Origin of the sequence: Pseudomonas sp. S5F11, from assembly GCF_019641515.1 — a bacterium.
Taxonomy (GTDB): domain Bacteria; phylum Pseudomonadota; class Gammaproteobacteria; order Pseudomonadales; family Pseudomonadaceae; genus Aquipseudomonas; species Aquipseudomonas rhodesiae.
The window spans coordinates 4,839,480-4,862,382 of the sequence record NZ_JAIFJZ010000001.1 but is presented as its reverse complement, the minus strand read 5'-3'; the positions used below and the strand labels follow the sequence as shown (position 1 = coordinate 4,862,382).

21 protein-coding genes are annotated in these 22,903 nt (G+C 60.2%); 11 read left to right on the top strand and 10 right to left on the bottom strand.

Annotation, left to right across the window (positions count from 1 at the left end; all coding sequences use genetic code 11):
* Positions 1–175: 175 nt before the first annotated feature.
* The 7 genes from gap to K1567_RS21905 all read left to right on the top strand — a co-directional run bounded on the left by gap (position 176) and on the right by K1567_RS21905 (position 9,118).
* On the top strand, positions 176–1,177 hold the full coding sequence (gap, locus tag K1567_RS21935) for a type I glyceraldehyde-3-phosphate dehydrogenase (RefSeq protein WP_034114997.1): 1,002 nt from the start codon (positions 176–178) through the stop codon (positions 1,175–1,177).
* A 129-nt stretch (positions 1,178–1,306) separates the two neighbouring features.
* The gene (locus K1567_RS21930; protein ID WP_034114998.1) at positions 1,307–1,825 is read left to right on the top strand and encodes an RNA polymerase sigma factor; all 519 of its coding nucleotides are present in this window, start codon (positions 1,307–1,309) and stop codon (positions 1,823–1,825) included.
* A 75-nt stretch (positions 1,826–1,900) separates the two neighbouring features.
* Positions 1,901–2,869: a FecR domain-containing protein gene (locus tag K1567_RS21925; protein WP_220698853.1), complete on the top strand. Its 969-nt coding sequence runs from the start codon at positions 1,901–1,903 to the stop codon at positions 2,867–2,869.
* A gap of 115 nt (positions 2,870–2,984) precedes the next feature.
* On the top strand, positions 2,985–5,549 hold the full coding sequence (locus tag K1567_RS21920; protein ID WP_220698852.1) for a TonB-dependent receptor: 2,565 nt from the start codon (positions 2,985–2,987) through the stop codon (positions 5,547–5,549).
* 135 nt (positions 5,550–5,684) lie between these two features.
* Positions 5,685–6,293, top strand: a complete 609-nt coding sequence (locus K1567_RS21915) for a biliverdin-producing heme oxygenase (RefSeq protein WP_034100272.1) — start codon at positions 5,685–5,687, stop codon at positions 6,291–6,293.
* A gap of 148 nt (positions 6,294–6,441) precedes the next feature.
* Positions 6,442–6,843, top strand: a complete 402-nt coding sequence (locus tag K1567_RS21910) for a YbaN family protein (RefSeq protein WP_034100274.1) — start codon at positions 6,442–6,444, stop codon at positions 6,841–6,843.
* 136 nt (positions 6,844–6,979) lie between these two features.
* Positions 6,980–9,118, top strand: a complete 2,139-nt coding sequence (locus K1567_RS21905) for a methyl-accepting chemotaxis protein (protein ID WP_034100276.1) — start codon at positions 6,980–6,982, stop codon at positions 9,116–9,118.
* Positions 9,119–9,186: 68 nt separating this feature from the next.
* Here K1567_RS21905 and K1567_RS21900 read toward each other — a convergent pair whose 3' ends face one another.
* The 3 genes from K1567_RS21900 to K1567_RS21895 form a co-directional block, all read right to left on the bottom strand.
* A complete protein-coding gene (locus tag K1567_RS21900) occupies positions 9,187–10,011 on the bottom strand; it encodes an IS3 family transposase (RefSeq protein ID WP_040267328.1) in 825 nt (274 codons plus the stop codon).
* A gap of 8 nt (positions 10,012–10,019) precedes the next feature.
* Positions 10,020–10,322 carry a transposase gene (locus K1567_RS28065; RefSeq protein ID WP_040267329.1) on the bottom strand — a complete coding sequence of 101 codons (303 nt, stop codon included), beginning with the start codon at positions 10,320–10,322 and terminating at the stop codon, positions 10,020–10,022.
* A gap of 154 nt (positions 10,323–10,476) precedes the next feature.
* Positions 10,477–11,040, bottom strand: coding sequence for a nitroreductase family protein (locus K1567_RS21895; protein ID WP_034115003.1), 564 nt, complete (start codon positions 11,038–11,040; stop codon positions 10,477–10,479).
* Positions 11,041–11,180: 140 nt separating this feature from the next.
* Here K1567_RS21895 and K1567_RS21890 point away from each other — a divergent pair, with 140 nt between their 5' ends.
* The 3 genes from K1567_RS21890 to K1567_RS21880 are packed head-to-tail and all read left to right on the top strand — an operon-like array spanning position 11,181 to position 14,804.
* A complete protein-coding gene (locus tag K1567_RS21890; RefSeq protein ID WP_040269339.1) occupies positions 11,181–12,608 on the top strand; it encodes a di-heme oxidoredictase family protein in 1,428 nt (475 codons plus the stop codon).
* Between the two features lie 31 nt (positions 12,609–12,639).
* Positions 12,640–13,704 carry an imelysin family protein gene (locus K1567_RS21885; RefSeq protein WP_034100282.1) on the top strand — a complete coding sequence of 355 codons (1,065 nt, stop codon included), beginning with the start codon at positions 12,640–12,642 and terminating at the stop codon, positions 13,702–13,704.
* 2 nt (positions 13,705–13,706) lie between these two features.
* On the top strand, positions 13,707–14,804 hold the full coding sequence (locus tag K1567_RS21880) for a DUF1513 domain-containing protein (protein ID WP_034100615.1): 1,098 nt from the start codon (positions 13,707–13,709) through the stop codon (positions 14,802–14,804).
* 78 nt (positions 14,805–14,882) lie between these two features.
* Here K1567_RS21880 and K1567_RS21875 read toward each other — a convergent pair whose 3' ends face one another.
* The 5 genes from K1567_RS21875 to colR all read right to left on the bottom strand — a co-directional run bounded on the left by K1567_RS21875 (position 14,883) and on the right by colR (position 18,652).
* Positions 14,883–15,110 (bottom strand): hypothetical protein, encoded by a 228-nt coding sequence (locus K1567_RS21875; protein WP_034100283.1) that lies wholly within the window; start codon positions 15,108–15,110, stop codon positions 14,883–14,885.
* The gene (locus K1567_RS21870) at positions 15,107–15,826 is read right to left on the bottom strand and encodes a lipopolysaccharide kinase InaA family protein (RefSeq protein ID WP_034100285.1); all 720 of its coding nucleotides are present in this window, start codon (positions 15,824–15,826) and stop codon (positions 15,107–15,109) included. Before K1567_RS21870 ends, K1567_RS21875 begins: the two co-directional genes overlap by 4 nt.
* Positions 15,827–15,830: 4 nt before the next feature.
* Entirely contained in the window at positions 15,831–16,511 is a 681-nt protein-coding gene (locus tag K1567_RS21865) for a class I SAM-dependent methyltransferase (RefSeq protein WP_034100287.1), read from the bottom strand.
* Between the two features lie 187 nt (positions 16,512–16,698).
* The gene (locus tag K1567_RS21860) at positions 16,699–17,979 is read right to left on the bottom strand and encodes a HAMP domain-containing sensor histidine kinase (RefSeq protein WP_167416651.1); all 1,281 of its coding nucleotides are present in this window, start codon (positions 17,977–17,979) and stop codon (positions 16,699–16,701) included.
* Complete coding sequence (gene colR, locus K1567_RS21855) at positions 17,969–18,652, bottom strand: two-component system response regulator ColR (protein WP_034100290.1); 684 nt, start codon at positions 18,650–18,652, stop codon at positions 17,969–17,971. The genes K1567_RS21860 and colR overlap by 11 nt, the downstream gene beginning before the upstream one ends.
* Before the next feature lie 201 nt (positions 18,653–18,853).
* Here colR and K1567_RS21850 point away from each other — a divergent pair, with 201 nt between their 5' ends.
* Entirely contained in the window at positions 18,854–20,803 is a 1,950-nt protein-coding gene (locus K1567_RS21850) for an LTA synthase family protein (RefSeq protein WP_220698851.1), read from the top strand.
* A gap of 83 nt (positions 20,804–20,886) precedes the next feature.
* Here the strand turns inward: K1567_RS21850 and groL are convergent, their stop codons facing one another.
* A complete protein-coding gene (gene groL / locus K1567_RS21845; RefSeq protein WP_034100295.1) occupies positions 20,887–22,533 on the bottom strand; it encodes a chaperonin GroEL in 1,647 nt (548 codons plus the stop codon).
* A 49-nt stretch (positions 22,534–22,582) separates the two neighbouring features.
* Positions 22,583–22,879, bottom strand: a complete 297-nt coding sequence (gene groES / locus K1567_RS21840; protein ID WP_017846112.1) for a co-chaperone GroES — start codon at positions 22,877–22,879, stop codon at positions 22,583–22,585.
* Positions 22,880–22,903: the final 24 nt, after the last annotated feature.

The window sequence follows — 22,903 nt, the reverse complement described above, 5'->3', positions numbered from 1 at the left end:
TGATCAAACGCCCACAGCGCATGGGATGGCAGGGTGTCGTTTGGATCATCGGACCAGTTGATTCAGGTCACTCGTTGTAGATTGAACAAAATATTGCCACTAAAAAGGCTTGTTTTCTATTTTTATGCGAATAATCTTGTAATTCTTACAACAAATCGACGACAGGCACTTTCCAATGACTCTTCGTATCGCAATCAATGGTTTTGGCCGTATCGGCCGCAATGTCCTGCGCGCACTGTATACCCAAGGCTACCGCCAGGATTTGCAGATCGTCGCCATCAATGATCTGGGCGACAGTTCGATCAATGCCCACTTGCTCAAATTCGATACCGTACACGGTACTTTCGATGCAGAGGTCGCCCACGATCAGGAAAGCCTGACCGTCAACGGTGACCGGATCGCCGTCAGTGCCATTCGCAACCCGGCCGAGCTGCCGTGGGCCGCGCTGAATATCGACGTGGTGTTCGAATGCACCGGTCTGTTCACCGACCGCGCCAAAGCCGCCGCCCATATCAGCGCCGGCGCGCGCAAGGTGATCATCTCCGCCCCGGCCAAGGGCGCGGACGCCACCGTGGTCTACGGCGTGAACCATGACATTCTGCGCCAATCCCACCAGATCATCTCCAACGCTTCGTGCACCACCAACTGCCTGGCGCCGGTGGCCCAGGTGCTGCACCGTGAGCTGGGCATCGAAAGCGGCCTGATGACCACGATCCACGCCTACACCAACGACCAGAACCTGACCGACGTTTACCACACCGACCCATACCGCGCGCGTTCGGCCACCCAGAACATGATCCCAAGCAAGACCGGCGCTGCCGAAGCGGTCGGCCTGGTGCTGCCGGAACTGGCGGGCAAACTGACCGGCATGGCCGTGCGCGTGCCGGTGATCAACGTGTCCCTGGTGGACCTCACCGTGCAACTGAAGCAAGAAGCCACGGCAGAGCAAGTCAACGCGCTGCTCAAGGACGCCAGCCAGCACTCCAAGATCCTCGGCTACAACACCCTGCCGCTGGTTTCCAGTGACTTCAACCACAACCCGCTGTCGTCGATCTTTGACGCCAATCACACCAAGGTCAGCGGTAAATTGCTGAAAGTGCTCGCCTGGTATGACAACGAGTGGGGCTTCTCCAACCGTATGCTGGATAACTGCCTGGCACTCTGCAACGCCGAGTAATGGGGGTTGTGCGGGAGGGGGCAAGCCTCCTCCCGCATTGGCTTTGTATTGAGCAACAGAGGAATAGCCACTTGCCATTTGCGTTGATGATAAGCATTATCATTAACTGCCTATCGGTCTGGTGTCACTGTGAGCCAATCTCGCTTCAACCACGTCTTCCTCACTCAACGGGCGATTCTGCTGCGCACCCTGCAACGCATGGTGCATAACCACAGCACCGCCGAAGACTTGCTGCAGGAAACCTACCTGCGCGTGACCCGGGCCCTGAACGAGCGGCCGATCGATCACCTCGAACCTTTCGTCTATCAAACAGCGCGCAATCTGGCGTTGGATCATCTACGCGCGCGCAAAATCCAGGCCCGCACCCTACAAGAAGACGTACCGCTGCAGATTCTGCAAAGCGTCGTCGCCCCCACCACCACCCCCGAGGACGCGACCCAGGCCGAGCAACTGCTGGAGCACCTGAGCGTCAGCCTGGGCCAATTGAGCGCGCGTCAGCAGCAGATTTTCATCCTCAGTCGCCTGCACGGTTGCAGCTATCAGGAGATTGCCGACCAGTTGGGTGTGTCCTTGAGCACGGTGCAGAAGGAACTGAAATTGATCATGGCCATCTGCGTAGGTGTGGCCGAACGGCTGGATCAGTCTTAAGCTGCATCCCACAGAAGTGTCGACGCAGGCCGTAGGAAAATTGAATAAAAACGTGGCGAAGACCCGAGGAACCCCGTGACCGACCCGAATAACCCGCGCCCCGAAGCGCTGGCGCATGAGGTGCTGCAAGACCCGGCGATGGACCAGGCCCTCGATTGGCTGATCGCCCTGCAGTGCCCGCAGCCCGGCCAGCAGGCTGAGTTCCAAGCCTGGCTGGCCCGCGATCCGGCCCATGCTCACGCCTTCGATAAAGCCCAAGCCGCCTGGGGCGGCGCGCCGGTACACAGCGCCGCCGTGGCCCTGGCCGCGCCGCGCAAACCGAGCGCCTGGCGCCGTATCCAACCGCACTGGAAACCCCTGGCTACCGCCGCCGTGCTGGTGATCGGGCTGTTCAGCTTCAGCAGTCTGCCGATGCGCCTGCAAGCCGACCACCTCACCGTGGTCGGTGAACGGCAGCGCCTGCAACTGGACGAAGGCGCCAACGTGTTGCTCAACACCAACTCGGCGTTTTCCAGCCGCGTTCAGAACCACCAGCGCATCGCCCGCCTCTATCAGGGCGAAGCGTTTTTCGACGTGGCGGCCACCCATGGCCTGCCCCTGGAAATCGATGCCGGCCCGGTGCGCGCCAGCGTAAGTGACACCGCGTTCGCCGTGCGCTACCTCAATGGCGAGGCACAAGTGCAGGTGCAACGCGGCGATGTGGACCTGAGCAACACCTTCGACGACGCCCGGGTGCGCCTGAGCGCAGGGGAAAGTATCCGCATCGGCCCCAAGGGCTTCGGCCAGCCGGCCAAGCTGGATGCCAACAAAGACCTGGCCTGGGTGCGGGGCCGGCTGATTTTCGAAAACTGCCCTTTGAGCGAGGTGCTTGCCGAACTACGTCGCTACTACCCCGGCTGGATCGTCAACACCAACGAGCAACTCGCCAGTGTGGCCGTCACCGGTAATTACCGCCTCGACCAACCTCTGGATGTTGTGCGCTCACTGGCCCACATCACTTCAGCCACGCTCTCGGAATACCCCGCCTTGGTGATATTGAACTAAATGAGAATTATTTTTACTCGATAGCCGGCGGTGGTACGTCTCGTCTTAGCCAATGCAACTAATTCCTATTTGGAAAGGTTTGCAACTATAAGATTCGTACCCCGGAGCGCTCTCGATGTCCTCTCGTTTCAACCGCCGGTCTTCTTCGCCCGTTCTGTCCTTGCTCACCGCCGCCATCCTGTTGGCCGGCATACCCGCCGTCAGCGCCACGGCCGCCGAACCGGCGCCGCGCAGCCACGGCAATTATCAATTCAGCATCGAACAACAGCCGCTGGTCTCGGCCCTCAATGCCTTTACCGCGGTGACTGGCTGGCAAGTGGGCCTGCCGGCGGAACTCGGCCAGGGCGTGTCCTCTCCGGGCGTGCGCGGCCCATTGCCGCCGGAAAAAGCCTTGGATCGGCTGTTGGTGGGGACCAACCTGAGCTATCGCAAACTGGGCAATAACAACATTGTTCTAGAGAGACGCGCCGCCGGCAGCACCCTCAACCTGCAACAGGTGACCATCAGCGCCACCCGCAACGCCCAGGACGTCGACAGCGTACCGAGCACCGTCAGCGTGCACGAGCGCGAGGAACTCGACCGCCAGAACGTCAACACCATTCGCGACCTGGCCCGCTATGAACCTGGGGTTTCGGTGGGCGGCGCCGGCACCCGTTCGGGCAATGCCGGTTTCAACATCCGCGGCATCGACGGCGACCGCATCCTCACCCAGGTGGACGGCGTGGAAGTGCCGGACAACTTCTTCAACGGCCCCTACGCCAAGACGCGCCGCAACTACGTCGATCCGGAAATCGTCAAGCGCGTGGAAATCCTGCGCGGCCCGGCCTCCGCCCTGTACGGCAGCAGCGCCATCGGCGGTGCCGTGAGTTACTTCACCCTCGACCCGGACGACATCATCAAGCCCGGCCAGGATGTCGGTGCGCGCCTGAAGACCGGCTACAGCTCCGCCGACGAGAGCTGGCTGACCTCCGGCACCTTCGCCGGCCGCGTGGGCGACGTCGACGGTTTGCTGCACCTGAGCCAGCGCAACGGCCATGAAACCGAATCCTACAACGGCAGCAACGCCACCGGCCTGGCCCGCACCGGCGCCAACCCGGAAGACGCACGCACCACCAACGTACTGGCCAAGCTCGGTTGGAACTACGGCGAGGATAACCGCCTGGGCCTGACCTACGAAAAGTACAAGGATGACCGCGACGTCAACTTGAAGAACGCCGTGGGTGGTCCGTTCATCGGTGGCCGAGGGTTCAACCTCTACCGTGATCGTCGAGGCAACGACACCATCACCCGCGAGCGTTTCGGCCTGGAAAACAGCTTCGCGCTTGAGTCGCCGATTGCCGATCGCATCAAGACCAGCCTCAATTACCAGATCGCCAAGACCGACCAGACCACCGCCGAGATCTATCAGTCAGGCCGTCGCGTCCTGCGCACGCGCGACACCCTGTACCAGGAAAAACAGTGGGTTTTCGATGCGCAGTTGGACAAAGCATTCAGCCTGGGTGCCACCGATCACCAAGTGACCTACGGCACCACCCTCAAGCAGCAGAAGGTCACCGGCTCGCGGGAGGGCAGCGCGACGTGCCTGGCCGTCGGCAGCGGTTGCACCGCCATCGGCGCGCCCAGCCCGATGGCCAGTGACAGCGTGAAGAAGTCCAGCGACTTTCCCGACCCGACCATCAACACCTACTCGCTGTTCGCCCAGGACCAGATCGCCTGGGACAAATGGACCTTCCTGCCGGCCGTGCGCTACGACTACACCCGGCTCAAGCCCAAGTTGACCCAAGAGTTCCTCAACACCGTCAACCCGACCGGCGCGGACCCGGTGAGTGACAAGGAAAAAACCTGGCACCGTATAACGCCCAAGTTTGGCCTGACGTACGCCCTGACCGATCAATACACCTGGTTCGGCCAATACGCCGAAGGTTTCCGTACACCGTCAGCCAAGGCCCTGTACGGGCGCTTTGAAAACCTCAACCTGGGCTACACGGTCGAACCGAACCCCGACCTCAAGCCAGAAACCAGCAAAGGCGTTGAAACCGGGATTCGCGGCAAGTTCGACGAGGGCTCTTTTGAAATCGCGTTGTTTTACAACAAATACCGCGACTTTATCGACGAAGACAATGCCGTCGTCGGGGGCACGGTTGAACAGTTCCAGGCGGTCAATATCAAGCGCGCCACCATCAAAGGTGCGGAAGCCAAAGGTCGCCTGAACCTGGATGCCTTCGGCGCCCCGCAAGGCCTCTATACCCAGGGTGCGGTTTCCTATGCCTACGGCCGCAACGACGATAACGGCGAGCCGCTGAACAGCGTCAACCCGCTTAAGGGCGTATTCGGCCTGGGCTATGACCAGGACAACTACGGTGGCCTGTTGAGCTGGACCCTGGTGAAAAAACAGAACCGCGTTGACAGCAGTACTTTCCACGCGCCGGACGGCGATACCAGCGGCCCGTTCAAAACCCCAGGATTCGGCGTGGTCGACCTGACGGCCTTCTACAAAGTGACTGACGACGTGACCATCAACGGCGGCGTCTACAACCTCACCGACAAGAAATACTGGAACTGGGATGACGTGCGCAGCTACGACAGCGTCGGCGAAGCGGCTGTGACCGGTCCGGCCAACCTCGACCGCCTGACCCAGCCCGGCCGCAACTTTGCCGTCAATGTGATCTGGGATATCTGACCGCATCGACCTCACTTCGCCGAAATGTCAGCGGCGAGGTGAGGATTTTTTACTGTGCTGCGTCTTCTTGTTCGTCTAGTTGATAACCACTCTCTTTAAGAACAACCCGGCGCCCCCCCTTTCAAGGACTTTCTCATGACCGCTTCCCCTACCGCAGAACGCCCAAGCCTGCGCTCCCAGCGTCTGAACCAGATCACCCACGCCCCGCACGCCAAGCTCGACGCGCTGGTCAAGGCCCATGCCCCATTCGAGACCCAGGCCAACTTCGCGCGGTTCGTGGTGGCGCAGTACCTGTTCCAATCGGAACTGGTGGCGCTGTACACCGATCCCGAGCTGATCAAGCTGGTGCCGGACCTGGCCGAACGCTGCCGCGCCGAAGCCGCCAGGCTGGACCTGGCCGACCTGGAGACCGACGTGCCAGCCCCGGTCCCGGGCGCACTGAAAAACCCAAGCAAGGCCGAAGCCCTGGGCTGGTTGTTTGTGTCCGAAGGCTCCAAGCTGGGCGCTGCGTTCCTGATCAAGCGTGCCGTGGGCCTGGGACTGAGCGACACCTTTGGCGCACGCCATTTGGGTGAGCCGGCCGGCGGACGCGCCGAAGGCTGGAAAAGCTTCACCCGCACTCTGGATGCACTGCAATTGAGCGCCGAAGAAGAAGCGGCAGCGGAAAAAGGCGCGATTGACGCGTTTGTACGCTTCACCGTTTTGCTGGAACAGGCGTACGCTAGCGCCCCAGAACTGGCCTGATCCCCCCTTTTGAAATGCAATCGACTGTGGGAGGGGGCTTGCCCCCGATGACGGCGGGTCAGTTTCCTATTTGTTGGCTGATGCACTGCAATCGGGGCCAAGCCCCCTCCCACCTTTGTCTTTGTTTTTTCCCGAATCTGCATATCCCATGACCCGCCAGACCCAATCCACCTCGAAAATCGCCCAGCTCCTCTTCGGCCTGCTGGCTTATGTGAGCCTGGGCATCGGCTTGATTGCGATTGTGGTGCCGGGGTTGCCCACCACCGAATTTATCCTGCTGGCCGCCTGGGCCGCGACCAAAAGCTCACCGCGCCTGAGCGCGTGGCTGGAGAACCACCGCCTGTTCGGACCTATCCTGTTCAACTGGCGCAACGGCAAGATCATCGCCCGTCGCGCCAAAATCAGCGCCACCGTGAGCATGTTGCTGTGCGCGATCCTGATGCTGGTGATGCTCGACCATGGCTGGCCGGTGTACCTGGCAATCGTCGGCATGAGCCTGGGCAACCTGTGGATCTGGTCGCGCCCCGAAAGGCTGCCAGCCCCCGCGTAACAAAGGCTGTAGTTGTTTTCCTACCGCTTATCGCCTTCTGCTCATGAATCGATCCGTTGCGCCGATGTTGCAGACATAGCGCTGAATGGACTTGGCCGTGCCTTGCCCACCACTACGTCCATTCGTGAGTGAACCTATGTTCGACACCCTCTCTATCCGCTTGAAAATCGTGCTGCTGTCCGGGCTTTGCCTGTTAGGGGTGATTGCGCTGGTGGTCAGCATCAACATTTACAACACCAACCAGAATGATCAACTGGTCAGTGACTCAAGCTCACGCATGCTCACTGACGGCGTGGAACAGTTGCTGCAGGCCAAGGCGGCCGAACAGGCGGTGCAGTTGCAGGAAACATTCGGCGACAGCCTGCTGGCGCTGACCGCACTGGCCGACCAGATCAAGGACCTGCGCATCATGGCCAACAAACGTGGCCTGGAAGCCGGTGCGCTGCGCGAGGACCTCAATCAGAGCATGAAAACCACGTTCGATCGCAACAGCAAAGTATTGGGTTTCTGGCTGTCGTTCGAACCCAACGCTCTGGACGGCAAGGACAGCGAATTCCTTGATGACAAGGCCCGCGCTTCCAATGAGAAAGGGCGCTTCTCCAGTTATTGGAGCCGTGCCGGCGGCGAAAGCTTGAACACCATCATGGTTGAAGAGGACCTGAACAAGACCACCGTCACCCTCAACGGTACGCCCTACAACATCTGGTACACGTGCCCACGCGACACCCGCAATACCTGCCTGCTGGAACCCTATGAAGATACGGTAGGTGGCAAAAAGGTACTGATGACCACCATCGCATCGCCGTTGATTGTAGAGGGCAAGCTTATCGGCGTCGTCGGCGTGGACATTGCGCTGACCGCCTTGCAGGAAACCACCGACGTCGCACAAAAAGACCTGTTCAACGGGGCTGCGCACCTGGAGATTCTCTCCAGCAGCGGTCTGATTGCGGCCTACAGCGGCGAACCGGCCAGGGTCGGCAAGAATTTGATCGACACCCTGGGTGAAGAAGGCAAGGAGATCGTGCAGTTGCTGGCAAGTGACAGCCGCATGATCCGCGAACAGGGCGACACCATCCGCGCGGTGTACCCGGTCAAACCACTCCCCGATGCCAAGCCTTGGGGCGTAGTGATCAAACTGCCCAAAAGCGTGATGCTGGCCGATAACGTCAAGCTCCAAGCGGTACTCGACGAAGCCCAGGCCAGCGGCACAATCAAGGCGCTACTGGTAGGGGCCGCTGCCGGCCTGCTGGGCCTGCTGCTGATCTGGCTCACCGCCACCGGCGTGACCCGCCCGATCAACAGCGTGGCGGCCATGCTCAAGAACATCGCCAGCGGTGAAGGCGACCTTACGCAGCGTCTGGCCTACGCCAAGAAGGACGAACTAGGCGAGTTGGTGAACTGGTTCAACCGCTTCCTCGACAAGCTGCAGCCGACCATTGCACAGATCAAGCAAAGCATCACCGAAGCCCGGGGCACAGCGGATCAATCGTCGGCCATTGCTCGCCAGACCAGTGAAGGCATGCAAGTGCAGTTCCGCGAAATCGACCAGGTGGCCACCGCCTCCAACGAGATGAGTGCCACGGCCCACGACGTCGCCAACAGCGCCTCCAACGCCGCCAGTGCGGCGCGCGGCGCCGACCAGTCGGCCCGTGAAGGCATGCAGATTATCGAGAAGAGCACCCGCGACATCACCACCTTGGCCGACGAAGTCAGCAAGGCGGTGGGTGAAGTCGAAGCGCTGGCGGTCAACAGCGAGCAGATCGGCTCAGTGCTGGAGGTGATCCGCAGCATCGCCGAGCAGACCAACCTGCTGGCGCTCAACGCGGCGATCGAAGCAGCGCGCGCCGGGGAAAGCGGACGCGGATTCGCGGTGGTGGCCGACGAAGTACGCAACCTGGCCAAACGCACTCAGGATTCGGTGGAGGAAATCCGCCAGGTAATCGAACGCATCCAGAGCGGCACCCGTGGCGTGGTGGCGACCATGCATTCCAGCCAAAGCCAAGCCCAGAGCAATGCCGGACAGATCCATCAGGCCGTGCAGGCTCTTGGCAAGATCAGCGACGCAGTTACGGTGATCAGCGACATGAACCTGCAAATCGCCAGCGCCGCCGAGCAGCAGAGCGCGGTGGCCGAAGAGGTCAACCGCAATGTCTCGGCGATCCGCACCGTGACCGAAACCCTTACCGGCCAGGCCACCGAATCGGCGGCCATCAGCAGCCAGCTCAATGCGTTGGCCAGCCAGCAGATGAAACTCATGGATCAGTTCAAGGTTTAACAAACACCACGGGGCCAATGTGGGAGGGGGCTTGAACTGGTCAAGTATTCTTGGACACCATTTAAGGTTCATGCCGCCAGTCTCTCCCTGATGACCGGCGACCGGTAATCGTTGTAACTGTGGGGCCTGGTGATGTTGTAGCGCGAGACATAACGCTGCACGTCTGCTCGGGCCTCATGTTCTGATGCGTAACCCGTCTCGGGCACCCACTCTGATTTCAAACTTCCAAAGAAACGCTCCATCGGAGCGTTATCCCAGCATTCACCTTTACGGCTCATGCTTTGCCGCAGGCCATGCGCCAGCAGCTCATTCCTGAACTTATGACTGGTGTACTGACAGCCTTGGTCTGAATGAAACAGCACCTCTTTAGGACGACCTCTGAGCTCAACCGCCATCCGCAAAGCCTCGCAGGTCAGCGTGGCATCGGAAATCATCGAAAACGACCAGCCCACGATCCGACGGGCGAACAAATCCAGAATCGCAGCGAAATACAGCCACCGCTTGCCGACCTTGATGTACGTCACGTCGCCACACCACACCTGATTGACCGCCGTGACATCAAACTCACGCTTGAGCACGTGCGGTGCCACCAAAGCTTCTACGCCGGACGATTTGTACTTATGGCGTCGGCGCTGGCGGCTGGCGATCCCCGCTTCGCGCATCAAACTGCGAGCCAAGTACCGGCCGATGCGATGCCCTTTCTCTTGCAGCTCCTTCGCCAAAGTCCTCGCTCCCGCAGAAGCTCGCGATGCCTTGTGATGCTTGACCAGCGCGGCTTTAAGCTGCTCTCGCTGAGGGTTAGCCTTACCTTGGCGCTGACGCCAAGCGTAAAAGCTGCTGCGGTTGACGCCGAACGCCCGGCAACACCGATTAACGCCGTACTGCTCGTCCAACTCATCGATCAGCGTGAATGATCTTTGGCGTCCAAAAGCAGGAGAGCACTGGCCTTTTTTAGGATTTCGATGTCCAGGTCTTTCTCCCTGAGCAGGGCTTTGAGCCTCTGAATTTCTCGCTGGTCGGCGGTAATCGCCTTGGCGCCTACCGGCGTCGAGCCCAAACGCTCTTTGCGTACCTGATCAACCCAACGACGCAAGGCGGTAGGGCCTATATCCAAACTGGCACACACCTCGGTAACCGGCTGGCCTTCGTCCAGCACCATGCTGGCAGCCTTGAGCTTGAACTCACTCGAATAAGATTTACGCATATCCAAACACCTCAGATTTGGGCGCCATCATAGCGCCCGATTGAAGTGTCCAAAATCATTAGGCCAGTTCAGCTTGCCCCCGATTGCAGTGTGTCAGTCAACTCATCTGTAGCTGACACATCGCTATCGGGGGCAAGCCCCCCCTCCCACATTGTCAAAGACCGGGCCAAGCCTGCACAAACGCCGCCACATCTTCCTTCGGTGCCGTACGCGGCGGGTTCTGCGGTGTGCCCAAATAGAGGAAGCCAATCACTTCCTCATTCGCCGCCAGCCCCAAGCCCTTGGCGACGTGGGCCGAGTAGGACAATTCACCAGTGCGCCACACCGCACCGATTCCCTGGGCATAAGCCGCCAGCAGAATGCCGTGGGCGGCGCAGGCGGCTGCCAGCAGTTGTTCGGATTTTGGCACCTTGAAATGCTCCTGCAGACGCGCGATCACCACCACCACCAGCGGCGCCCGCAACGGACCATTCTGGGCCTTGTCGATGGCGGCCTGCGGGGCTTGGGGGTCTTGCAGGCGCGCGGCTTCGGCCAGCAGCGTGCCCATTTGCTCACGCGCCGCGCCTTCAACGGTGAGGAAGCGCCACGGACGCAGTTGACCGTGGTCCGGCGCGCGCATGGCGGCGGCGAAGAGCACCTCGCGCTGCGCCGGGGTCGGTGCCGGCTCCAGCAAACGCGGCACGGAAACACGGTTGAGCAAAGCGTCGAGAGCCTGCATTGGCCACCTCCAGAAAAAAATGTGCGGTCATTCTAGCGGGAATGAACCGTGAGTCCATCAAACGATAATTGCTCTTATTCAATCCGCCCCGCCCTGTTAGACTTTGCGCCCACCTTTTTCGCATTCGTTCAGGAAACTCGATGTTCCGTTCGCTTTTTCGTCTGTCTGTCGCATGTATGGCCCTGGGCCTGACTGCGTGCGACAACGCCCCGCGCTTTACCCAGGCCGAGCCCGGTGAAGCGCGCGCCGGCGGTGCGACGACTGTAAACAAAGGCGACCAGAACGCGTTTTCCCTGCCCTCGGCCAACCTGTCACCCACGCGCCGCCTGGACTTCAGCGTCGGCAACAGTTTTTTCCGCAGCCCCTGGGTGATTGCACCGTCCACCACCACCGCCCGTGATGGCCTGGGCCCGCTGTTCAACACCAATGCCTGCCAGAACTGCCATATCAAGGACGGTCGCGGGCACCCGCCGCTGGCCGATGCGCCCAACGCAGTGTCCATGCTGGTGCGCCTGTCGATACCGGATGCACCGCCCTACGCCAAGCTGATCGAACAACTCGGCGTGGTGCCGGAGCCGGTGTACGGCGGGCAATTGCAGGACATGGCCGTACCGGGCGTGGTGCCGGAAGGCAAGGTGCGGGTCGACTACACCCCGGTCAAGGTGACATTCAAAGACGGCACCGTGGTCGAGCTGCGCAAGCCGAACCTGCAAATCACCCAACTGGGCTACGGCCCGATGCACCCCGACACGCGTTTCTCCGCCCGCATTGCGCCACCGATGATCGGCCTGGGCCTGCTCGAAGCCATCAGCGACGCGGATATCCTGCGCAACACCGACCCGAAAACCGCCGACAAAGACGCCATTGTCGGTCGGCCGAATTGGGTCTGGGACGACGCCCAGCAGAAAACCGTGCTGGGCCGGTTTGGCTGGAAAGCCGGGCAACCCACGCTCAATCAACAAAATGTTCACGCGTTCTCTGGTGATATGGGCCTCACCACCACCCTGAGACCTTTCGATGACTGCACCGACGCCCAAGTCGCCTGCAAACAGGCGCCCAACGGGAATGGCCCCGACGGCGAGCCGGAAGTCAGCGATAACATTCTGCGCCTGGTGCTGTTCTACACTCGCAACCTGGCCGTGCCGGTGCGCCGCGATGTCGACGCACCGCAGGTGCTGGCCGGGAAAAACCTGTTCTATCAGGCCGGTTGCCAGGGTTGTCACAAGCCGACGTTCACCACCGCCGCCGACGCCGCCGAGCCTGAATTGGCCAATCAAACCATCCGTCCATACAGCGATTTGTTGTTGCACGACATGGGCGAAGGCCTTGCCGACAACCGCAGCGAATTCAAGGCCGGTGGCCGTGACTGGCGCACGCCGCCGTTGTGGGGCATCGGTTTGACGCAAACCGTGAGTGGTCATACCCAGTTTCTGCATGACGGCCGCGCCCGCAACCTGCTCGAAGCCGTGCTCTGGCATGGCGGCGAGGCCCAGGCGGCGCAGCAGCATGTGCTGTCTTTCAATGCCGAGCAGCGCGCTGCGTTGCTGGCGTTTCTGAACTCTTTATAAGCTTCGCCCCAATTACAGAAGGGAGCTCGACATGTTCCGTCCCAAGTTGTTGTTCACCAGCCTGGCCGCCCTCGCCCTTGGCGCCTGTTCGCCCCAGGACCCGCAAGCCGTGACCTCGGCGGCCATCGCCAAGCAAGTGATCCTGCCTACCTACAGCCGCTGGGTCGACGCCGATCGCCAATTGGCGGTCAGCGCGCTGGCCTACTGCCAAGGCAAGGAAAGCCTGGACACCGCCCGCGCCGATTTCCTGCACGCACAAAAAGCCTGGGCCGAGCTGCAACCGCTGCTGATCGGCCCGTTGGCCGAAGGCAACCGCGCGTGGCAAGTGCAGTTCTGGCCGGACAAAAAGAACTTGGTGGGTCGCCAGGTCGAGCAACTGGTGGAAGCCCAGCCGCAGATCGACGGCGCCGCCCTGGCCAAGGCCAGCGTGGTTGTGCAAGGCCTGTCGGCCTACGAATACATCCTCTACGACGCCAAGACCGACCTCGCCGACAGCGCCCAGAAAGCCCGCTATTGCCCGCTGCTAATGGCCATCGGTGAGCGCCAGAAAGCCCTGGCTGAAGAGATCCTGGCCAGTTGGAACAGCACCGACGGTATGCTCGCGCAGATGAGCAAATTTCCGAACCAGCGTTATGCCGATTCCCACGAAGCGATCGCCGATCTGCTGCGTGTGCAAGTGACCGCGCTGGACACCCTGAAGAAAAAACTCGGCACGCCCATGGGCCGCCAGACCAAAGGCATCCCGCAACCGTTCCAGGCCGATGCCTGGCGTAGCCAGTCGTCGCTGCAAAGCCTGGAGGCCAGCCTCGCCGCCGCCCAGACCGTGTGGGTCGGCGTCGACAATAAAGGCTTGCGTGGCTTGCTGCCGTCGGATCAGAAAGCCTTGGCCGACAAGATCGACGCCGCCTATGCAGCGTCCCTGAAACTGTTCGCCAGCAACCAGCGCAGCCTCAACGAACTGTTGAACGACGACGCCGGGCGTCAGCAACTCAACGACCTCTACGACAGCCTCAACGTGGTGCATCGCCTGCATGAAGGTGAGCTGGCCAAGGCGCTGGGGATCCAACTGGGCTTTAACGCCAACGACGGTGACTGATGATGCTCAGGCGACAGGCTTTGGCGATTGGCAGCGTGCTGCTCAGCGCGCTCACTCTGGGCGGCTGGACGCTGTTCAAGCACAAGGACAACGGACCGTTGCTGCTGTCGGCGCGGGATGATGGGGACGGCAAGCACTACGCCGTGGGCTATCGCCTGGACGGCACGCGGGTGTTCGCCACCCAGGTCGGCCAGCGCTGCCACGACATCATCAACCACCCGACGCTGCCGATTGCGCTGTTTGTGGCCCGTCGTCCGGGCACCGAGAGCTACCTGATCGACCTGCGCGATGGCGCGCTGCTGCAAACCATCTCCTCAAACGCCAATCGCCACTTCTATGGCCACGCGGTCATCCACAAGAGTGGCGAGTGGCTATACGCCACCGAAAACGATACCTCCGACCCCGGCCGCGGCCTGCTCGGTGTGTACAAGTTCGAGGGTGAGCGCCTGGTGCATAGCGGCGAGCTGTCCACCCATGGCATCGGCCCGCACCAAGTGTCGTGGATGCCCGACGGCGAAACCCTGGTGGTGGCCAATGGCGGCATCCGCACCGAAGCGGAAAGCCGCGTGGAGATGAACCTCAACGCCATGGAGCCGAGCCTGGTGCTGATGCGTCGCGACGGCGCGCTGATCAGCAAGGAAACCCTGAGCCAGCAGATGAACAGCGTACGTCACATGGGTATTGCCAGCGATGGCACGATCCTTACCGGCCAACAGTTTATGGGCCCTTCCCAGGAGCGCTCCGAACTGTTGGCCATCAAGCGTCCCGGCCAACCGTTCGTGGCATTTCCGGTGGCCGATGCGCAGTTGCAAGCCATGGGGCATTACACCGCCAGCGTAGCCGTGCACAGCGAACTGCGCTTGGTCGCCTTGACGGCCCCGCGCGGCAATCGCTTCTTTATCTGGGACATGGACAGCGGTGAGCTGCGCCTGGACGGCCCACTGCCCGACTGCGCGGGCGTGGGAGCGGTGGCGGATGGGTTTGTGGTCACCTCGGGCCAGGGCCGTTGCCGCTTCTACGATTGCCGACAGAAACAGTTGGTCGCTAAACCGTTGGAATTGCCGGCCGGGCTTTGGGATAACCATCTGCATCTGGCATAAACGCCCGCTGACAGACTGAAAAATCCGCAAAAAAAAGGGCCTCGCATCGCAAGGCCCTGTTCGGGAGGTTTAAAGATTTCAACTTTGCGGCCTCATCCCTTGAGACATTCCGAACATGAACAGCAAAAGTTCATGATCGGGCTTGGCCGCGGTGCTCGCCTTGGCGACACGCGGCAACAGGCATTGCGCGCCGCCCTGCGACGCGCTGAGTACCTGGGTACGAGGCTGCTCCCAGGCGGCCAGCGCTAAGGCTGCTACGCCTAACGCTCCCACCAAAAAAAAACCTCGTGCTATTTCTAGCTTCATCTGGTTAAACCCTTGATAGCGCTGCCAAACGCCGTCTCGTAAAAGTAGCTGAGTTTTTCCCAGTCAGCGCTGCTCCACGACGAATGGCGCCGCAGTTGCAGCATGTCGTGGGAAGCCGCCCGATAAGCGGTCAGGCGCTGCCGACATTTTTCAAAATCCAGCAACGCCACTTCGACGGTGGCCGAGTCACCCTCGCCCGTCACGCGCGCAAAAATATGCTTGATGTACAGACAGCCGTGCTGCCAGCGCCCCTTGTGCATACGTGCCAGGGTGGTCGCCACTTCCTTGAGCAGACGCTCATGCACCTGTTCACCGTACTGCTCACGGCCGCCGGCGGCGTACCATTTTTCGATCTCGTCGAAACCATCCAAAGAAGCCGTCACCAATATGGCTTTCCACTGGTGTTCAGGATCACGACGCGCTTCGCAGAACACCATTTCCGGCACTCGCACATCCAGCAGGCGAAGCCCCTTGAGCGCATCACGCTCGCGCAGCACCGTAGGACGCCCGAACGGGTGCAGCCAACTGCGGTAAATATGCCCGGTCTGCCGCTTGCAATAGAGCAAACGCCCGCTGGCGCTCATGACCCGCTGTACACCGCTTTCGCCGCCGCGCCGACGATTGGGCTCTTCCACCCATTCGCCCTGCTGACGCCAGAAATAGTCGAATCGTTCTTCTGGAGCTACGTGACTGCCTGCTACGCACTCAACTGCCATCCTGTTACCTCTTGCGTAATACATATACTCGCCACATGGCGTAGAGCGGTATGAAGTCCAGAGCGTCCTGAACACGAAAACCCGCCTGCTCGAATTCTGCTTCTACAGTAGCAGCCGGTAACACAAACCTGTTTTGGTAACCGTCCTGCTCACCTTTCCTACGACGTCGATCTTCGGTGCGCTTGCGCTTCCACGCTTTGAAATTGCCATCGACCCACAGAGAAATAATCACACTGTCACGGGTAACTCGCTGAAACTCGCGCAATATCGCCAGACGATGGGCCGGATCACCAATATGGTGCAGCAGGCGCATACAGAAAATGCTGTCGACCGCGTTATCTGGCAAATCAATATCAAAGGCAGAGGTGTGCAAAGGACGTACCCGTTTCACCACCTCTGCCGGCTGCGCCTGGGTGGCCACCTTCAGCATCGACGCGGAATTATCGGCACCGATAATCACGCGGTTGGGCTTTTCCGCCAGCAGCGGCCAGAAACGACCGGCACCACACGGCAGGTCCAACACCAGCCCAGGCTCACCGGCCATGGCCAGCGCGCCACGGGCCAATTGCTCGTCGCGTTTGTGGGACAACCGGCGAGCCAGATTGTCCTGATGCTTGAGCAAATATTTCTCTGCGTGCTGATCGTCGTACTTTTCGGAAAATTCGAGCTTGATCGGGGTAGGCATCAACAGGTCTCCAATGACTGATGCCTACAAACTATTCAGCGCCGCGTGATCAATAGGTCAACTCGTTGTGAAAAACTTGTCCTGTCCAATCTCATACATTTCAAGACTTTACAAAGACAAATAGTATCAACGGGCCATATTCGCCGAATTACGGCGACCATTGGCAGGATAGCGGCAGGGGATGGAGTCAGGGTTTGACCTGACTCAACTCGACATGAAAGCGGCAACCATTGGGCTCCATGGTGCTGAGGCTGACGCTCCAGCCCTGGTTCTCGCAGATGCGCTGTACCAGCGACAGGCCCAGCCCCAGGCCCTCGCCACGTTTCTCACTACCGCGTACGAACGGCTCGAACATGGCTTCGCGTTTTTCTTCGGGAATGCCGACGCCGCTGTCTTCCACGACAAAACCGGTCGGTTCCAGCGTCAGGCGGATAAAGCCCTGCTCGGTGTAGTGCAACGCATTGCGCAGCAGGTTGCCCATTACCGCGTGCAGGAAGGTGGTGTTATAGCGCGCGTCCAGAGGGTTGCCCGGTTGATAGATCAGTTGCAGGCCCTTCTGCTCGATAGGCTCACGCCAGATTCCCAACAGGTCCTCCGCCACTTGAGTGAGGCTGACCTGAGGCGACATCACCGCATCGTTGTGCTGGGCCCGCGCCAGCATCAGGAAGGTTTGCACCAGCTCGCGCATTTCTTCGCAAGCCCTGGCAATGCGTAGCACCTGGTTACGCCCGCGCTGGTCGATGGCCGGGTTTTCCAGCAGCAGTTCGCAAGAACTGGCCAGCACCATCAACGGCGTGCGCAATTCGTGACTCACATCGCTGGTAAACAATTGCTCGCGGGACAATGCCTGGCGCAGACGGCCCAATGTGGCGTCGAATGCCACCGCCAATTCGCCCACTTCATCGGCCGCGTAGTCCGGCGCCAAAGGCGGCGCCAGGCCCAGCAACTGGTCACGATGGCGCACCTGGCGGGCCAGACGCACCACTGGGGCCATCACTTTGCGCGCCAGCACCCAACCGAGGAACACGGCCAGGGCCAGACTGAGCACGAAGCCCACCAGCACCACGGCGAACAGCACGCGCTCACGCTCTTCGAAGTCACTCTGATCCTGCAGCAGCACGTAGCGCCGCCCGTCTATGACTTCGACCATGGCGTGGTATGACAGCGACTCACGGAATACCTCGTGAAAGCCAGGCTCCAGGTGACGCAGATCTTTGGGTAATTCGAAATCGCCACGGCCGCCGCTGAAATAGAACAGCTGATCCGGCTCAGGTCGATGGCTCCAGTCTTCGACGCTGTCCATCAGCAGCAAGCGTTGCAAATCGCCGCCGAGGCCCGCCGAAATCAGCTTCTCTTCCACCAGATGCACCGTTGCCACGATGCCCATGGCGAAAGCCCCCGCCACCAGCGCACTCATCAAGGCAAAGGCAATGATGATCCGCTGGGCAAGGCTCTGCTTAAACTCCATCTCGACCCTCGGCCAGGCGATACCCCACACCGTGCACCGTGTGCAGCAGCGGTTTGGCAAAAGGTTTGTCGATCACTTGGCGCAACTGGTGGACATGGCTGCGCAGGCTGTCGCTGTCCGGGCAGTCATCGCCCCACAATGCCTCTTCGAGAATTTCTCGGCGCAGCACATGGGGGCTTTTTTGCATCAGCACCGCCAGCAGCTTCAGGCCGACCGGGTTGAGTTTGAGCAGGCGCCCTTCACGGGTCACTTCCAAGGTGTCGAGGTCGTAGCTCAGATCGCCCACTTGCAACGCCCGGCGCCCGCCGCCCTGGGCACGACGCAGCACCGCTTCGATGCGCGCGGCGAGTTCCGACAGGGCGAAGGGTTTGAGCAGGTAATCATCGGCGCCGGACTTGAAGCCTTGCAGCCGATCGTCCAACTGGTCGCGCGCGGTGAGCATGATCACCGGCGTATCGCGCCGCGCATCTTCGCGCAGGCGTTTGCACAAGGTGTAGCCATCTATGCCAGGCAGCATGATGTCGAGCACGATCAGATCGTAGTGTTCGGTTGCGGCCAGATGCAGGCCCGACAGACCGTCCTGCGCACAGTCGACGGTGTAGCCCTTCAGCCCCAAGTAATCGGCCAGGTTGGCCAGAATATCGCGGTTGTCTTCAACCAATAGAATTCGCATGGGCAGTATCTCCGTACGCGGTAACGGCCGTGTTGGCTCGCGCAGCTTAAGGCCAAGTGGGGCTCAGGGATAGACCTGAAAGGCCCGTGGATCAAGGTTTTCAATCAAATAGCCAGGGCAACGAGTTTTTCACTATAGCTTCACAAACTGACTACAGTGTCAGGACGAATATCGCCCCCCATTTATATAAGGAACATAGACATGGGTTTCGTCAAAACAGCGCCAATGCGCTATCTGCTGTTGATAACCGGTGCCTGGTTATTGATATTCCTGCTGACGCGCGCCGTGCTGCTGCTCACCCACCTAGACGAAGTCGGCGGCAATCTGCTGCCGGTGTTCGGGGTGGGCCTGGTTTACGACCTGGGTTTCCTGGCCTACGCAGCGTTACCGCTGGGCCTGTATGTGCTGCTTTGCCCGCCCGGTCTGTGGCGCCGTCGCGGCCACCGCTGGTTTTTGCAGGCGGTACTCACTGTCAGCGTTTTCGCGATGCTGTTTACCTCGGTGGCCGAATGGCTGTTCTGGGACGAGTTCGGTGTGCGCTTCAACTTTATCGCCGTCGACTATCTGGTGTACTCCGATGAAGTGTTGAACAACCTGCTGGAGTCTTACCCGATCGGCAAACTGCTCAGTTTGCTGGCGATGCTGGCCGTTGTGTTGAGCCTGGTGTTGCGCAAACCGTTCAACGCCGCCATCGACGCCCCGTTGCCGCCGTTGCGTGGCCGTTTGCTCAATGCACTGGTGCTGGTGCTGGCCGTCGGCCTCAGCCTGCAGTTGATTAGTCAGGACAGCCCCCGCACCCAAGGCGGTAACGCCTACAAAAACGAACTGGCCAGCAACGGCCCTTATCAGTTTTTCGCAGCCTTCCGTAACAACGAGTTGGATTACGCACAATTCTATAAAAGCCTGCCGACCGAAGTTGTCGCCAAGCAACTGCGCGCCGAACTCAGCGAGCCCAACGCGCGCTTCATCGGCCAGGACCCACTGGATATCCGTCGCGCCATCAGCCACCCGGGCCCGCTGCGCACGCCCAATATCGTGCTGGTGACCATCGAAAGCTTCAGCGCCAAATACATGGGCAGCAACGGCGACGGGCGTAACCTCACACCCAATCTGGACGCGCTGCGCCAACAAAGCCTGTACTTCAATAACTTTTACGCCACCGGTACCCGAACCGACCGCGGCCTGGAAGCGATCACCCTGGCGATTCCCCCTACACCCGGGCGCTCAATCGTCAAACGCATCGGTCGTGAAAGCGGTTTTGCCAGCCTCGGGCAACAGCTTTCCGCGGTCGGCTATGACAGCGTGTTCGTGTACGGTGGGCGCGGTTACTTCGATAACATGAACGCGTTTTTCAGCGGCAACGGCTATCGCCTGGTCGATCAGAGCAGCGTGCCCGAGACCGAAATCTCGTTTAAAAACGCCTGGGGCATGGCCGACGAGGATCTATACAAACAAACTCTGAAACTGGCCGATGCCGATTACGCTAAGCAGCAGCCATTCCTGCTACAACTGATGACCACCTCCAACCATCGCCCTTATACCTACCCGGATGGGCGTATCGATATCAAATCCGGCAATGGCCGCGACGGTGCGGTGAAATACACCGACCATGCCATCGGCGAATTCCTCGATGCGGCACGCCAGAAGCCTTGGTTCGATAACACGATCTTTGTGTTCGTCGCCGACCACACGGCCGGCAGCGCGGGCAAAGAGGACCTGCCCATCACCAACTACCAGATTCCATTGTTCATTTATGCCCCCAAGCTGATCGCCCCTCGGGAATCCGCGCAACTGGCGAGTCAGATCGACCTGGCGCCGACCCTGCTGGGCCTGATCAACCTGAGCTACGAATCGACGTTCTTCGGCCGCGACCTGCTTCAGGACAATCCGCTACCGCCGCGCGTGGTAGTCGGCAACTACCAGCACCTGGGGCTGTTCGACGGCAAGGACTTGGCCATTCTCAGTCCGCGCCTGGGCTTGCGTCGCCACGATCAGGCGTTGGCGGAGAGTCAGGAATCGCGAGTGGGCGGCGATGATCCGTTGATTCAGCGGGCGATCACCTACTACCAGGCCGCCAGCTATGATTTCAAACAGCAGTTATTGAGTTGGAAAGCGCCCAAGGAGGCAAGCCCACGGCTGACCGAGCGCTAGGTACGTTCTTTATCGAACGCGCAATAAAAAGCCCCGCCTGCATCACTGCAGGCGGGGCTTTTCAGTACGGGGGTAAGGCTGGCTTACATCATGCCGCCCATGCCACCCATGCCGCCCATGTCTGGCATACCGCCGCCAGCCGCGCCTTCAGCCTTCGGCTTGTCAGCAATGGCCGCTTCGGTGGTCAGGATCAGACCGCCGATGGAGGATGCTGCCTGCAGAGCGGAACGGGTAACCTTGGTTGGATCCAGGATGCCCATTTCGATCATGTCGCCGTAGACGCCAGTGGCGGCGTTGTAACCGTAGTTACCTTTGCCGTTCTTGACTTCGTTGACCACAACGCTTGGCTCGTCGCCGGAGTTGGCAGCGATCTGGCGCAGTGGTGCTTCTACAGCGCGACGCAGTACAGCAATACCGACGTTCTGGTCGGCGTTGTCGCCAGTCAGGCCAGTCAGGGCTTCCAGAGCACGGATCAGCGCAACGCCACCGCCAGGTACCACGCCTTCTTCAACGGCTGCACGGGTTGCGTGCAGGGCGTCTTCAACGCGGGCTTTCTTCTCTTTCATTTCAACTTCGGAACCGGCGCCAACCTTGATCACTGCAACGCCGCCGGACAGCTTGGCCAGACGCTCTTGCAGTTTTTCACGGTCGTAGTCCGAGGAAGTCTCGGCAACCTGGGCGCGGATCTGAGCGATGCGCGACTCGATGTCACCTTCAACGCCAGCACCGTCGACGATGATGGTGTTTTCCTTGGACAGGGTCACGCGCTTGGCGCTACCCAGGTTTTCCAGGGTGGCGCTTTCCAGGCTCAGACCGATCTCTTCGGAGATAACGGTACCGCCAGTCAGAACGGCGATGTCCTGCAGCATGGCCTTGCGACGGTCACCAAAGCCTGGCGCCTTGACGGCAGCGACTTTGACGATGCCACGCATGTTGTTCACAACCAGAGTCGCCAGGGCTTCGCCTTCGACGTCTTCGGCCACGATCAGCAGTGGGCGACCGGCTTTGGCAACCGCTTCCAGCACCGGCAGCATTTCGCGGATGTTGGAGATTTTCTTGTCGACCAGCAGGATCAGCGGGCTGTCCAGCTCGGCAACCATGGTGTCTGGCTTGTTGACGAAGTACGGGGACAGGTAGCCACGGTCAAACTGCATGCCTTCAACAACCGACAGTTCGTTTTCCAGGCCCGAGCCTTCTTCAACGGTGATCACGCCTTCTTTACCGACTTTTTCCATGGCTTCGGCAATGATGTCGCCGATGGAGTTGTCGGAGTTGGCCGAGATGGTACCCACCTGAGCGATGGCCTTGGTGTCGGCACATGGCTTGGACAGGTTCTTCAGCTCTTTAACGATGGCGATGGTCGCCTTGTCGATACCGCGCTTGAGGTCCATCGGGTTCATGCCGGCAGCGACGGCCTTGAGGCCTTCGTTGACGATCGACTGAGCCAGAACGGTGGCGGTGGTGGTGCCGTCGCCTGCGTCATCGTTGGCACGGGAGGCAACGTCTTTGACCAGCTGCGCGCCCATGTTTTCGAAACGGTCTTCCAGTTCGATTTCTTTGGCTACGGAAACGCCGTCCTTGGTGATGGTCGGAGCGCCGAAGCTCTTCTCGATGATCACGTTACGGCCTTTCGGGCCCAGGGTCGCTTTTACTGCATCAGCCAGGATGTTGACACCGGTGAGCATTTTCTTGCGGGCGGAATCGCCGAATTTAACTTCTTTAGCAGCCATGATCGATATTCCTTAAATACTTTGAAGTAACGGGAAAATGAGCGGGAAATCAGCCTTCCAGTACAGCGAGAATTTCGTTCTCAGCCATTACCAGCAGGTCTTCGCCGTCGACTTTCACAGTGTTGCTACCGGAGTAAGGGCCGAAAACAACCTTGTCACCCACTTTCACGGCCAGCGCGCGTACTTCACCGTTTTCCAGGGTTTTGCCTGGGCCAGCAGCGACGATCACACCGTGGTTGGCTTTTTCAGCAGCCGAACCTGGCAGCACGATGCCGCCGGCGGTTTTCTTTTCTTCTTCGCTGCGACGGATGACGACGCGGTCGTGCAGAGGACGAAGCTTGCTCATTGTCGATCTCTCCTAATTGTGTTT